Here is a 13,760-nt window from a genome sequence, read left to right as displayed (position 1 = left end):
TCGCGTGTCATGCCTGACACTAGCTCGTCCTGAGCGTCGAAGATCAAGGAAGCGCAGTTTTGAGCTACCCGCGCGTACTTTCACAGGACGTGATGGCTTCACCGTTGTGCACAGGGCCGTGCACGGTATTAGTTGAAGATCCCCTGTTAATACGTGAGGAGCGGAGAAACAAGCTGACGCAGAACTTCCACAGGATGCGGTGACTTCTGCGTTTGGCACAGGACGTGCATGCTGTTAGCAGAAGATCCTCATTGCCTTTTTCCCGGACTTTTTGAACACCCTCTATTAGTAGGTATTATTATTTCTAATGCGTTATACTATAAATAGTAAGTGAAAATTTTTTGATTAGACAACTTGGCTTCGTCAAGCCCTCTGGCGAATGCGAAGTTTTAGCTGCTTCTATACTCCTCTGAATTTTAAACATTCTTAACGTACACAGAAAGGGTTGATTCCATGTACCATGCGTCCCTTGAAACACCCATCTCTGAATTGCTGCATACCGGGAACTCGTTCATTAATTTATCCGTTCCTGAACTTATTGAACATGCACTGAAGAAAAATGAAGGCGTTTTAACTAATAACGGCGCTCTTGCTGTTACAACCGGAAAATATACAGGGAGATCGCCTAAAGACAGATTTTTCGTTAAGGATGAAGTGACAAGCGAATTAGTTGACTGGAGCAGGAATCAGCAAATAAATGAAAGCGTTTTCCTTAATGCTTATCAGAAAATTGTTCATTACCTGACAGGGAAAAAAGACAAATATGTGTTTCGCGGCTTCGCAGGTGCAGACCCGGAGCATCGCCTCGCCATTCAGATTGTTAATGAGTATGCTTGGCAGAACCTATTCTGCCGGCAGCTGTTTATTGAGCCAACCAACTCGGAGTTGGAACATCATCACGCTGCGTTCACGGTCCTTGCCGCTCCAGGATTCAAAGCAGATCCACTTGTTGACGGCACACGCTCCGAAGCGTTTATCATCATATCCATGAAGTACAGGATCATTTTAATCGGCGGCACTGAGTACGGAGGAGAAATTAAAAAATCCATTTTCACTGTTATGAATTATTTATTGCCTCAAAAAGGGATCATGTCGATGCATTGTTCAGCAAATCAAGGATCAGACGGACGTGTCGCTTTATTTTTCGGATTATCAGGAACGGGAAAGACAACTCTCTCCAATTCACCGGATCGATCTTTAATTGGCGACGATGAGCATGGATGGTCGACAGATGGTGTGTTCAATATTGAAGGCGGATGCTATGCCAAAGCCATCCGATTGTCGCGTGAAAAAGAACCGCAAATCTATGACAGTATTCAATTCGGCACCATTCTTGAGAATGTTGTCATCTCCCAGAAAAATCGCAAACCTGACTATGATAATGCTGATTTGACAGAAAACACACGTGCCGCGTATTCGCTGAATGCTGTTGCCAATGCCTTGCTTCCAAGTATTGGCGGTCATCCGAGCACAATTATTTTTCTGACAGCAGATGCTTTTGGTGTACTTCCGCCAATCAGCATACTTTCCCCGGAGCAAGCGATGTACCAATTCCTTTCAGGCTATACGAGTAAATTAGCCGGTACAGAACGCGGCGTTGTTGATCCCGAAACGACCTTCTCAACCTGTTTCGGCGCTCCATTTATGCCGCTTCCGGCGATAAAGTATGCCGAACTCCTTGGGACGTCAATTAAGCGAAACAATGTGACCGTTTACCTTGTGAATACCGGTTGGAGCGGCGGGCCGTACGGGGTTGGCAAACGCATTGATCTTTCGTACACAAGACGGATAATTGACGCCGCCTTAAATGGCAAACTAAGTGATCAAGACATCTATAAAGATCCCATTTTCGGTTTGCATATTCCACGATCATGTCCGGGTGTTCCCGATCATGTGCTGATACCTTGGAAAACGTGGTCGGATCATTCAGCATATACTCAAGCTGCCCAACATCTCGCTCAGCAATTCCAAGCGAATTTCAAGAAATTTTCGGATGTTCCGGAGCAGATTCGCAGCGCCGGACCGATCTATTCATGATCACCGTTTCAACTGCTTGCGATTTGCAAGTCTTTAGTTGTAATCAAAAACCACCCGTGTGAACGGGTGGTTTTGATTTTAGTCAGACTTGTAATTCGGTCACCGGTGTCCATTTTCTTTGACGAATGGCTTTCATCGATAAAGGGAGCACTTGATCCTTCATCAAGAAGCTATACTGTTTCCGCTCTTTAATTGACTCAGGAATATAACTGATAAACCTTGGGCCATCGGTCTCCATATAATCCTGTTTCAGAGTTACTTGGTCAACGCTGGCAAAGTAAATATTCTTTACCATTTGCTCGTTTTGGCCGTCGACTTGGTATTGACCTATAAAATATAACCGGTCAACATGGGCACCTGTTTCTTCAAATACTTCTCTTCTGGCTGCTTCTTCCGGCCGCTCGCCGGGTTCTACCTTTCCACCGGGAAACTCAAGACCGCGTCTTGAATGCATCGTAAGCAGCCATTGACGATGGAATTTGCAAAGGACCCAAACATGCTTTGGGTTCTCCGAAAAGGGAGTTGACGAAAGCGCAAGCGTTACTTTATTCCCATAAAAATCAGAGAAAGTTGGATAGTCGTTCATCCGATCTTCACCTCCACATCCGCATTGAGCGGACTTCTAACCTATTTTATCAAAAATAAGCCCGCATACCTGCCCTTATTGTTTTTTTCAACCAATATCTTCATTGTTTTTTTTCTGATAGATCTTCCATTCATTTTCGAGTTCGGAGAGTGTCCATTCATTCAAGTGATCAGACTCCTTCATCTCAACATTTTGTCTTAATGCCTGAATCAGATATTTTTTCCGGTTCTCGACGGCTCTTCTCAACAAGTTAATACGCTTCATGAATGAACAGGGTTGCAGACAAGTAAACGGTTACATAAGTTTCCTTGACCGGCACCCTTCCCCCCTTCCCGCACAGCGGCTTATACAGGTAACTACGCTCGTATTCTTCAAAAGGCAGTCACACAGAATGATTCAATTAAGAATCATTATGCGCATGCGCCATGTTTTTAAACACCATTATACAATAAAAGCGCTTTCAATTGTTCGTTATTGAGAATATATGAAAATGAGGCACAATCAACAATCTTTTTTTTAAAATAATGTTTAGCTTTTGGATAACATGGCAATAGTACAAATAACCCTAACCCCAATTCACTTTTTAATTGGAATCCGCATTTAAATGCGGATTTTTTTTGCAAAAAAAAGCGCTCAGGGCGCTTATACTTTGGTCGTTCTGGTTTTTCGTATTTTTTCCTGAAACGCCTTTTTCTCTGCCTTTGTCATCTTCTTGTACGTTTTAATAAATTTTTCGTACTGCGGCATAACCTCTGCCATTGAACCATAGTTTTCGACATGCCCATATTGAATCCAAAGCGCTTTATCGCAAAACTTCTTCATTTGGTTGATGGAATGACTGATAAAGAAAATCGTCTTGCCTTTTTCCTTAAACTCATTCATTTTATCAAGGCATTTATCCGCAAAGGTCTGATCTCCGACAGATAAAGCTTCGTCAATCACCAAAATATCCGGATCGATATGAATGGAGATTGCAAAGCCGAGCCGTGAACGCATCCCGCTCGAATACGTCTTCACCGGTTGATCAATAAAATCGCCGATATCGGCAAAGTCAATAATCTGCGGTGTTAATTCAACAATCTGCTTTTTATCGAACCCAAGCATCAAGCATTTAAGCTCAATGTTCTCGCGACCGGTGAGTTCTTTCTTCAAACCCGATTGAATTGCAATCAGTGCCGCTTCCCCCTTGATTTCAACCGTTCCGGAGGTGGGCGGAATGATTCCGGCAATAATATTAGAAAGCGTGGACTTCCCCGATCCGTTCACACCGATGATCCCGATCACATCGCCTTTATTCGCTTCAAAGCTGATTCCTTGCAGCGCGTAAAAAGACTTTCCGTAGCCCTTTGGCGAAATCAAATCTAAGATTTTTTCGGAGTTTTTCGCATACATTTTATATTTTTTTGTTACATTTTTTACGATAACCGATTTTTCCATGAATGGAGATCCCCTTACAAATAATCTACGAAATGATCTCTGAATTTCAGATGTATAAATGAACCGAAAAGCAGCGCCGCCAGAACAAATCCCCAAAAGTATACGGTATAGCCAATGTGATCAATCCCATACCAAGAAGCGCCGAGCAGTGTTGAACGGTAGCCTTGTACAAGATAATACATCGGATTGAGCAATAATATTTTCTGGAATATGTCCGGCAGTCCGGCGTCCGCAAGTCGTGCGGGCTCCCATAGAAATGGTGTCAGATAAAACATCATACGCATGAGCGAAATCAAGATCTGATGCACATCGCGTACGATTGTTGAAAATGTCGATGTAATCAGCGATACGGAAAACAGAAATGCCAGCGCGGCAAACATAAAATAAGGAAGCTGGATCATATAGATACTGATTTTATACTCTGTGAATTGCAGAATTACAATAACAATTCCCGTAATCATTAAATGCTGATAAAATTTTTCAAGAATGACGTAGCTTGGTATCGCACTCATCGGAAAATTCATTTTGGCGATGAAGCGAATACGTGAATAAATTGATTTCGATCCTTGAATGATGGACGGCTGTACAAAAAACCAAACAATAATTCCTGAGATCAACCAAATAATGTAAGGAGGATCGACCCCATTATCAACCGGAATGTCATTGCTTCTGCCTAGAATTTTACCAAAAACCAGCCAATAAATTGCGATCTGAATTAACGGATTAATGACGACCCATGCCATCCCCAGATAGTTGTTCGTATTCTCACTTTTTAATTCATAAAGGGACAAGCGCCTGATGAGATACAAGCTTTTCACTTGTTCCCGAATGACTTTCCATGCCGATTTCATATCAATTTCCTTCCACTAATCAACAATTTGCCTTTCTCCTTCCATACTTTAACACAGCTTATTTAAAAAAGGAAACGCAGTCAACAGGCTGGTCAGTGCTGTTTCAATAAAACAAAACAAAATCAAGAATAATAAGCCTCATCTCGGGAAAAATAATTTTAAGAATGATGAGCAAACGTAAAGGAAGAATTTCATGTATACACTACTCTATCTTACATATTTTGGATTCCTTGCAATTTTTTTATTATTTGTCGGTTTCCGCATTCCAATCGGTGAGACGATTTTGCTTTATCTGTTAATTGCCTTTCCTTGTGTCATGCCTTTTGTGATCCTTCTTTTAGACCAGCCTCATGATGAGCGAAAAAAAGCGAAACAAATGGAACGGGATGCAAATTAAAGGGAAACGAGGCGTTCTTCGTGTTTTGGAAAAATAGAAAAAAAAAGAATGACCACGGTCCGGCACAGCCCGCAAAGAACATGGCAGACTTGCTGATTCAGTTGCAGACCAATCCTGATTTCAATCACTATCGTCACGAAAACAAAAGGTTTACCTGTTGGGTATCATTCGTTGTCTCGTTGGTCGATCTGGAGTACATTCACAGAGATCTGCTGCCTGCACTTTATTCAGATCGCGTACAAAGTATGAAAGATATCGCACAAGTTGTGCCCGCAGATAAATTAATTAAAACAAAGGATTTATCCGTGATCCAGTCAAGTCTGCTTGACGGCTTTTTAATGATTCAGCCATCGCAGAATGGACAACAGGTCTATTTGATCCCATGCACGAAAAAACAGGGACGAGCAGTAGAGCAGTCCGAAATTGAAAGCAGTATTCTGGGCTCTCATGATGCCTTCGTTGAATCATTAGAAACAAATATCAACTTGATACGTACGCGAATTCCGATTCCGCAATTCAAAATTGAAGAATTTCATAAAGGGAAACTTTCACGCACACGGGTCTCTGTTGTTTATATTGAAGGAATCGCAAATAAAGCCAACCTGAACACGATCAAGCAAAGGATTACCGACCTTGAAACCGTAAGTTTGATTAATGCAAATATGCTTGCACTCATGATTGCCGACAATAGTTTTTCATTTTTCCCTCAATTCATTGACACCGAGCGTCCCGATCGTGTATGCGGCGCACTTTATGAGGGTAAAATTGCCGTACTTGTGGACGGTTCTCCAAATGCGCTTATTCTTCCAAGCACGATTGTTGAGTTTTTCTCGACATTAGATGACTATACACTCGTTTGGCCGATCGCATCCTTATATCGGCTGCTGCGTTTGTTTGCCGTTGCCTTTTCCGTCATTTCTTCATCGCTGTACGTTGCTGTGCTGACCTACCACTATCAATTAGTACCCAAAGATTTACTGGCAACATTAATCGTTTCGCGCAGTTCCGTTCCTTACGATCCGATCATTGAAGTGCTGCTGCTTGAAGTCATGATTGAACTGCTTCGCGAAGCGGGCGCGCGCCTGCCGACAAAGGTTGGTCAAACCATCGGTATCGTAGGCGGTATTGTCATCGGTACCGCTTCCGTTCAAGCCGGTGTAACGAGTAATATTCTGTTAATTATTATCGCGATGTCGGCACTGGCTGCTTTTATCACACCAAACTATCGGATGGCAACAACGATCCGATTCATGCGCTTTCCATTTATTTTGGTTGCACAAATGTTCGGTCTGCTCGGTGTCGGTCTCTGTTTTATGTTTTTCGTCTGCCACCTGTTGAAACTGACCTCGCTTGGCCGACCGTTTATTGAACCCATCTACCCCATGCGCGTGACAGATTTGAAGGACAGCTTCATCCGTTTGCCAACCAGCGCGCAAGGACAACGTCCGATGTTTCTGCGCACCGCGGATAAAAATCGTGTGAATCTGCAGCGGACAACGCAGAAGAAGGGCAAACCAAAGCCGGATATTGATGAATAATTGCCTTTTCAAAATGGAGGATCTGACGCTCTATGAATGATAAGATAAAACCTGCACATCAAGTTGGTCCTGTTTCTGCCTTTTTTATTCCGCAGACCATGCAGATTGGAATCGGCTATCTCTCGTTCCAGCACGTCATAACCAAGTACAGCCAGCAAGACGCATGGCTCGCAGCGCTTATCAGTGGTGCGATTATTCTTGGCATTCTTTGGGTTGTTCTGCGCCTTCTGGAGAATGAGCGTCAATTCGGTATGCCCGACCTTTTTTCGATCCATTCCCGTATTTTCGGAAGACGAATCGGAACCTTCCTTAATCTCTTCACCGTGACGCATATTCTTCTCTTCACTATCATGTTTTTACGTAGTTACGTCGAAATTGTACACGTGTGGGTTTTTCCGCAAATGTCAACGTTTCTATTTTCGCTTATCTTTTGTTCCATTGTCTGGTATATTGTCAGCGGAGGGATTCGAACGATCACCGGCGTTTGTCTGCTCAGTTTCATCTATTTGATGCCGTTGAGTATCCTGACCCTCTTTATTGTTCCCCATGCTCAGTTTGCAAATTTACAACCGTTTTTTGACCACTCACCGGTAACGCTGCTGAAATCCTGTTATAAACTCACGCATGAATATTTGGGATTTGAATTGCTGCTTTATGTCTATCCGTTTATCAGCCATCCGCGTGAAGCACGTAAATGGGCGTTTCGCAGTGTACTGACAACCATTTATTTTTATACAACAGCGCTCATTCTTGCGATTGTTTATTTCAGTCAAGGCGAGATGCAGAACACGATTTGGCCGACGGTCACTTATTGGAAAAGTGTCCGCTTTCCTCTTGTTGAACACATCGATATCATTGCGATCGTCCTCTTGCTATGGAGTCTTGTCCCTAATATCTGCTTATGCAGCTGGATTATCGCTCGCGCTGTAAAATTCACTGTACCGAAGATTAAAATGAAATATTCGCTGATCGTTATTCTCGCTTTAATTATTTCAGGGACAACGATGATCCATAGCGGACTCCAAGTGAAGAAGATAAACGATGTGTATGCAACGTACGGTGCGCTGATTATCTATATCTATCTTCCAATTCTCTTGTTTTGTCAGTGGATTAAGAAAAAATGTGGAAGGGGTGCTGCATCATGAAACAAAAGGCAGTCCTTATCGCGCCCTTGATCGCTTTACTCCTTCTGTCCGGATGTTTGCCAACGAGCATCCTCGACGATGTTCTGCTTGTTGAAGCAGAGGGGATTGACTATCTTGGGAATGAGAAAGTGATGGGAACCATTACCATGCCGAACTATGTTGAAAATCCAAACCCTGGAAGCGCCGGCGCCGGACTGCCGACGACCGCATCGATGCTGCGTCATCTTAGCGGAGTGACCTACGACGGCAAATCGCTTGTCGACCGTTTTCAACAATCCGGACAAATGCCCATTCACGTTGGCAAAATACGGCTTATGCTGTTTAACACGGCCATGGCAAAAAAAGGTTTGTACAAACAAATTGATTTAAGAAATCGCGATCCTGACTCACCACGCGATATGAATTTTGCGGTTGTAGAAGGCAGCTGCCGGAAATTACTGACGTCTGCGGACTATCAAACACAAATTCCGGTTGCCCGTTATATTCAAGATATGATTGAGCAAAACACGGAGCAAAATTATCCGGAAAGTACAATGGAGTCCTTCATGTACGCCTATTATGGCGACTATATGGACCCGTTTCTTCCTATAATTCGTAAGCAAGGTGACCATATTGCCATGCACGGACTCGCTTTATTTAAGAATGACAAATATGTTATGCGCCTTAGCGAGAATAGAGTGTTCACGTTTAAAATGCTCTTTCAAAAATTTAACCAAGGCGTCTATGACTATGAATTTGCCCCGAACAAACACATTGCTTTAAAAAACGTTCATACTGATGTGAACTATAAAGTTAAAAACGGAAACAGCGCTGCGCCCGACATCTACGCATCGGTGAACGTCAGCGCGCAAGTGCGCCAGTCTTATCCGAAAACGCTTAGCAAAACAACCGGTCCGGGTATGGAAAAAAAGCTAAACAAACACATGGCTAAAGAGGCCGTTCAGCTCGTTCGCCGTTTTCAAAGGAAGCAAATCGATCCGCTTCAACTCGGGCAGCATGTGCGCAGCTACACACGCAACTTTGATGGAAAGTCATGGCCGGAACGCTACCCGAACGCTCGTTTCCACTGCAAAGTCGACGTAACCATTAGACAGACGGGAATTTCGGAGTGATGCTCAGCTGCATCATTCAAGCATAAAATTTGATAAATTTCAGAAAAAATCATATAATAGTAAGAATAACAGGAAAGGGGATTTTTAATCAATGGGATTTAATCGAGGCCCGCAAGAACCGGTTCCTGAAGCAGAAACAGCAATCTGGAAATGTACGAACGACTCATGCTCGGGGTGGATGCGCGATGCGTTCTCCTTCGAGGAGACACCAAAATGTCCGCTTTGCCATTCGGAAATGAAAAAAGAAACAAAAATGCTGCCGGTCATTGATTGACCACAAGTTCTTACATCAAATGATTAAACTTAGATCCGCTTAATAGAGCAGGACGATTTTTCTGACATGCTTCAGAAAAGTCGTCCTGTGTTTCTTTTTTCATGAGTGCATTCTATCGCATGAAAAAGCAGAAAATAACATGAATACCGATAAATTCAACTGAAAATGATTTGGATAAGTTTTCAAAAGTCAGAACCATACATAGTTTGGTATTAGGAGAAACAAGTAGGTGTCATCGGATAAAATCAACTCATAATCTCCATTTTTTGGTGTATTACGTTACAATAACAGATAGGACAGAAGGTGATGTTGTGAAACTGACGAAAATGAAACGGAAATATGCGGACAGGCGCGGTTGGCGACGAATAATCTCGAGCCGTATACGCAAGAAATATTTTATGTGGCCATCTTTTCATGGTGAGGCTGTTCTGATTCAATTCAACGATATAAAAGCACCGTTATCTGTTGTTTACGGTGGAGTGCGCACAAAAACAGTCGATCGGAACTATACGTGGCTGCAGCTTTTCCCTGCACATACACCGCAGTTTGTCCTGACAGCGATGTTTAACGCAAACGGCCGACTCGTACAATGTTATTTTGATGTCATTCATCAAGTCGGTCATGATGAGCTCGGCACGCCATGGTTTGATGACCTTTATCTTGATCTTATCCTCTTCCCCAACCATCGACTCTATCTCGTGGATGAAGATGAATTAACGGAAGCGCTGGATAACGGAATCATCACCACAGAAATGTATGAGAAAGCATGGCAAACCGCGCAGGGGCTTATGCGCTCCATCAAGAAAAATCCGGAGCACTTCCTAATGCTGGTACGGGATGTGCGTGGCACTTTTTCCAATTGAATGATCGGAGGATCTACAATGAGTATTTTGATAACCGATATGCCGGAGATTGATTTTGCGCCTTATCTAGACTATTCAACGAATGAATATGCGAAAGAAAAACAAAAGAACGGCACGTGGCCCGCGGATCGCGCATTAATGAACGCGCGCGCCGAGATAAGCCGCTTGCTGCCCCAAGGCTATGCGACACCAAACCATAAATTTCTTTCATTAGTGGACGGCTCGGGTACAAAGGTCGGTATCTTCTGGTTGTATGTGTCCCCGGAACGAAAAGAAGCTTTCATCTATGACTTTGAAATTTTTGAAGCTTATCGTAATCATGGAATCGGGCAAATGGCAATGCAAACACTGTTCGCGTATTGCCGCGCGCTCGGAATCGTCAAAATCAGCCTGCATGTGTTTGCGACTAACGAACGCGCCTATCATGTTTATCAGAAATTAGGCTACCAGACAACGGACATTAATATGAGTAAGTTATTATAATCCTGTATGGGAAACAAGACGTTATCGCATACTAACATTCAGGAGGAATGCGATAATGTCTGAAGCGAGGAAAAAGGAATACCGATCAAATAAGGGCGCGACTGCAAGCAGCGTCACATCTGCCGGACGCGCGAAAGATGACCCGCAGTCATCCGCTTCTAAATTGGAAGAGCGTGCAAGAAAAAACAAATAGAGACACAAACAGCCGGCGTGCTCCGGCTGTTTGTGTTTCTATAGAGCCCATTTCATTCGTTTACTAATGCTTCAACCAATACATCGGCGATATGCATCGTGCGCACCTCATTGCTTTTATGGACCCTCTCGACGCCTAGCTTCATTTCCAAAAGGCAGCCGGGATTCGCAGTCACAATGGTTTGGGCACATGTATCCGCCACTTTTTCCATTTTATGATCAAGGATCTGCATCGCCATTTCCGGCTGAACGATATTATAATCCCCTGCAGACCCGCAGCATGTGTCGGCACCCTCCAATTCCACAAAATGAGCGCCTTTAATCGCCTTTAAGAGAATTCTCGGTTCATTAAACGTTTTCATGACATTACGTAAGTGACACGAGTCTTGATAAGTAATGATTTGATCCGGCAATTGCAATCGATGTGTTTTCTGGAAATCCAGCTCGACAAGTATCCTAGAGATGTCCTTTAATTTACCGACAAAATGCTTTGCACGCTCCGACCATTCAGGTTCATCTTTCAACAGATGATCATAATCAATCAGAAAGGCGCTGCATCCTCCGGCATTTGTAATAATGTAATCTGCCTCTGCCGCTTCAAACGCTTCAATGTTTTGTTTCGCAAGCTGCTTCGATTTTTCCAGTTCACCGTTATGTCCGTGAAGCGCGCCGCAGCAAAGCTGATTCTCGGGAATCAAGACGTCGCATCCCGCTTTTCGTAACAGTTTGATTGTCGCATTATTGGTGTCAAAGAACATCGTATCCATGAGACAGCCTGCAAATAAGGCGACGGTCGCTTTCTTCTCGCCTTCATGTTCGAAAAATCGAGGACGTTGCTTCATCACGCTCCGTTTCGGAACTTCCGGAAGTACTTTTTCCATCGTTGCCATGCTCTCAGGGAAGAGATTCATAAAACCGACTTTTCGTGCCACCTTTGAAAGACCGCTACGTTGGTAGAATCCGATCAATCCGGTCACCTTCTCCATCCGATCCTGACGAGGAAACAGTTCGTCAAAAATCCCCTTACGAAGCATTTTCACGCCAACCGTCTGCTTCTTATTACGTTGAAGGATAGTACGCGCGTCTTCAAGCAGATGACCATACTGCACGCCAGATGGACAAACAGGCTCGCAAGCGCGACACCCCAGGCACACATCAAGTGAGTGAGCGAGGTCGTCGTCCGGTTCGATGAGGCCGTCGGCTACACCTTTCATGAGCGCGATCCTTCCTCGCGGTGAATGTTTCTCCTGATGACCGGTTTCAATGTAAGTCGGACATGAGGGCAGACAAAATCCGCAACGCATGCAATTTAATAGTTCATCATAATCCATCTCTTCTTTAAATTCCCTTTGAATGTTCTTCTTGTCCGCCGCTGACATCATTTGATCGTCGCCGCCCTCTCCTTAGTTTTATCTGCAAACACTTTTCCCGGATTCATAACCCCATTTGGATCAATCGCTTGCTTGATTCCCCGCATCACTTCCATGCCCGCTTTGCCTAGTTTCCACTCTAGATACGGAGCTTTGGTCACGCCGACGCCATGCTCGCCAGTCAAAGTGCCGCCTAGCTCGATCGCTTTTTCAAAAATTTCAGCAAAGGCTTCTTCCACTCGACTCATTTCATCTTCATCCCTTGCATCAGTAAGACAAGTTGGATGCAAATTCCCGTCGCCCGCATGTCCGAATGTTGAAATACGGACATGATATTTTTGAGCGACCTCAGCAATCGCGCGAACCATTGCGGCGATCTCCGAACGAGGAACCGTGGCGTCTTCCAAAATAGTTGTCGGTTTCAATCGGGCGAGCGCGCTTAATGCAGAACGACGAGCAGTCGCCAGCTCTTCTGCTTCTTCTGCGGAGGAAGCGAGCCGGACGTCTACCGCCTGTTCCTCGCGACAGATTTCCGCAATTTTATGAATATCACGATCGACAATTTCTTGTGGCCCATCCTGCACAATCAGTAAAATCGCCTTAACATTGGTCGGTAAGCCAATATGTGCAAAATCTTCCACCGCCTTGATTGTATCTTGATCAAGGAATTCCAAAGTAACCGGAATCATTTTATGGGCGATGATCGCCGAAACCGACCGTCCGGCGGCTTCAATATCCTGATAGAGTGCGAGGATCGTCTTTTGGGATTCCGGCTTTGGAATCAGCTTCAGTGTCGCCTCCGTAATCACGCCCAGGGTTCCCTCCGACCCGACAAACAAATGTGTCAGATCATATCCTGCCACATCTTTTGTCAGTTTTCCGCCGGTACGGATCAGCTCACCATTTGGCAACGCGACTTGAAGCGCCATAACATAATCCTTTGTGACGCCGTACTTAAGTCCTCGTAATCCTCCCGAATTCTCCGCCAGATTGCCTCCAATGGTTGAAATCTTCATCGAGCTTGGATCAGGCGGATAAAACAGATTATCCTTCTCCACAAGATCACTTATCTCTTTTGTAATCGTTCCAGGCTGAACCGTAATTGTTAAATTTTCCTTATCCAGTTCCAAAATCTTGTTCAGGTGCTTCATGAGTAAGACAATGCCGCCTTTGAGCGGACATGTGTCAGCACATAGATTCGTTCCGGAGCCGCGTGTATAGACTGGGGTTGACGTTTCAGCGCACACTTTTAAAATAGCAGCAATTTCTTCAGCCGTGCGCGGTGCTACCACGATATCCGGCAGCGCCTGAAAATTTGGAGTCGCATCATACGAATAGACAAGCCTTCCGCTCGTCGTATCATCCACATTTTCATTCCCCGCAATTTCAATTAATTGAGCCTTCAATTTATTGAGCCTTTTTTCCGAGTGTAATGGCATGATCGATCCTCCAATTCATTTTTGTAAACGGTTTCT

General features: G+C 44.1%; 15 protein-coding genes. 9 read left to right on the top strand and 6 right to left on the bottom strand.

Annotation, left to right across the window (positions count from 1 at the left end):
- The first annotated feature begins 453 nt into the window (after nt 1-453).
- Nucleotides 454-2,037 (top strand): phosphoenolpyruvate carboxykinase (ATP), encoded by a 1,584-nt coding sequence (gene pckA / locus ABWW58_RS00810; RefSeq protein WP_353867406.1) that lies wholly within the window; start codon nt 454-456, stop codon nt 2,035-2,037.
- Between the two features lie 82 nt (nt 2,038-2,119).
- Here the strand turns inward: pckA and ytkD are convergent, their stop codons facing one another.
- From ytkD to ABWW58_RS00790, 4 genes are all read right to left on the bottom strand, one after another.
- The gene (gene ytkD / locus ABWW58_RS00805) at nt 2,120-2,623 is read right to left on the bottom strand and encodes an RNA deprotection pyrophosphohydrolase (RefSeq protein WP_353867405.1); all 504 of its coding nucleotides are present in this window, start codon (nt 2,621-2,623) and stop codon (nt 2,120-2,122) included.
- Nucleotides 2,624-2,710: 87 nt separating this feature from the next.
- Nucleotides 2,711-2,872, bottom strand: coding sequence for a Fur-regulated basic protein FbpA (fbpA, locus tag ABWW58_RS00800; RefSeq protein WP_353867404.1), 162 nt, complete (start codon nt 2,870-2,872; stop codon nt 2,711-2,713).
- Between the two features lie 393 nt (nt 2,873-3,265).
- Entirely contained in the window at nt 3,266-4,060 is a 795-nt protein-coding gene (gene tagH, locus ABWW58_RS00795; RefSeq protein ID WP_353867403.1) for a teichoic acids export ABC transporter ATP-binding subunit TagH, read from the bottom strand.
- Nucleotides 4,061-4,074: 14 nt separating this feature from the next.
- Nucleotides 4,075-4,911 carry an ABC transporter permease gene (locus ABWW58_RS00790; protein ID WP_353867402.1) on the bottom strand — a complete coding sequence of 279 codons (837 nt, stop codon included), beginning with the start codon at nt 4,909-4,911 and terminating at the stop codon, nt 4,075-4,077.
- A gap of 193 nt (nt 4,912-5,104) precedes the next feature.
- Between ABWW58_RS00790 and ABWW58_RS00785 the strand changes: the two genes are divergently transcribed.
- The 8 genes from ABWW58_RS00785 (at nt 5,105) to ABWW58_RS00750 (ending at nt 10,916) form a co-directional block, all read left to right on the top strand.
- Nucleotides 5,105-5,308, top strand: coding sequence for a hypothetical protein (locus ABWW58_RS00785; protein WP_353867401.1), 204 nt, complete (start codon nt 5,105-5,107; stop codon nt 5,306-5,308).
- A 20-nt stretch (nt 5,309-5,328) separates the two neighbouring features.
- Complete coding sequence (locus ABWW58_RS00780; protein ID WP_353867400.1) at nt 5,329-6,846, top strand: spore germination protein; 1,518 nt, start codon at nt 5,329-5,331, stop codon at nt 6,844-6,846.
- A 32-nt stretch (nt 6,847-6,878) separates the two neighbouring features.
- Nucleotides 6,879-7,991 carry a GerAB/ArcD/ProY family transporter gene (locus ABWW58_RS00775; RefSeq protein WP_353867399.1) on the top strand — a complete coding sequence of 371 codons (1,113 nt, stop codon included), beginning with the start codon at nt 6,879-6,881 and terminating at the stop codon, nt 7,989-7,991.
- Nucleotides 7,988-9,103 (top strand): Ger(x)C family spore germination protein, encoded by a 1,116-nt coding sequence (locus tag ABWW58_RS00770; protein WP_353867398.1) that lies wholly within the window; start codon nt 7,988-7,990, stop codon nt 9,101-9,103. Before ABWW58_RS00775 ends, ABWW58_RS00770 begins: the two co-directional genes overlap by 4 nt.
- 91 nt (nt 9,104-9,194) lie before the next feature.
- Nucleotides 9,195-9,377, top strand: coding sequence for a cold-shock protein (locus ABWW58_RS00765; protein WP_093671862.1), 183 nt, complete (start codon nt 9,195-9,197; stop codon nt 9,375-9,377).
- A 269-nt stretch (nt 9,378-9,646) separates the two neighbouring features.
- Nucleotides 9,647-10,240, top strand: a complete 594-nt coding sequence (locus tag ABWW58_RS00760) for a ribonuclease FAU-1 family protein (RefSeq protein WP_510770839.1) — start codon at nt 9,647-9,649, stop codon at nt 10,238-10,240.
- An 18-nt stretch (nt 10,241-10,258) separates the two neighbouring features.
- Nucleotides 10,259-10,723, top strand: coding sequence for a GNAT family N-acetyltransferase (locus ABWW58_RS00755; protein WP_353867396.1), 465 nt, complete (start codon nt 10,259-10,261; stop codon nt 10,721-10,723).
- A gap of 55 nt (nt 10,724-10,778) precedes the next feature.
- Nucleotides 10,779-10,916 (top strand): hypothetical protein, encoded by a 138-nt coding sequence (locus ABWW58_RS00750; protein WP_353867395.1) that lies wholly within the window; start codon nt 10,779-10,781, stop codon nt 10,914-10,916.
- Nucleotides 10,917-10,968: 52 nt separating this feature from the next.
- Here ABWW58_RS00750 and ABWW58_RS00745 read toward each other — a convergent pair whose 3' ends face one another.
- On the bottom strand, nt 10,969-12,294 hold the full coding sequence (locus ABWW58_RS00745; RefSeq protein ID WP_353867845.1) for a (Fe-S)-binding protein: 1,326 nt from the start codon (nt 12,292-12,294) through the stop codon (nt 10,969-10,971).
- Nucleotides 12,294-13,724 carry a glycolate oxidase subunit GlcD gene (glcD, locus tag ABWW58_RS00740; RefSeq protein WP_353867394.1) on the bottom strand — a complete coding sequence of 477 codons (1,431 nt, stop codon included), beginning with the start codon at nt 13,722-13,724 and terminating at the stop codon, nt 12,294-12,296. The genes ABWW58_RS00745 and glcD overlap by 1 nt, the downstream gene beginning before the upstream one ends.
- Nucleotides 13,725-13,760: the final 36 nt, after the last annotated feature.

It is taken from the genome of Sporolactobacillus caesalpiniae (assembly GCF_040513385.1).
GTDB lineage: Bacteria > Bacillota > Bacilli > Bacillales > Sporolactobacillaceae > Sporolactobacillus.
The sequence above is the reverse complement of the archived record's forward strand: the minus strand, read 5'-3'. Positions and strand labels throughout refer to the sequence as shown.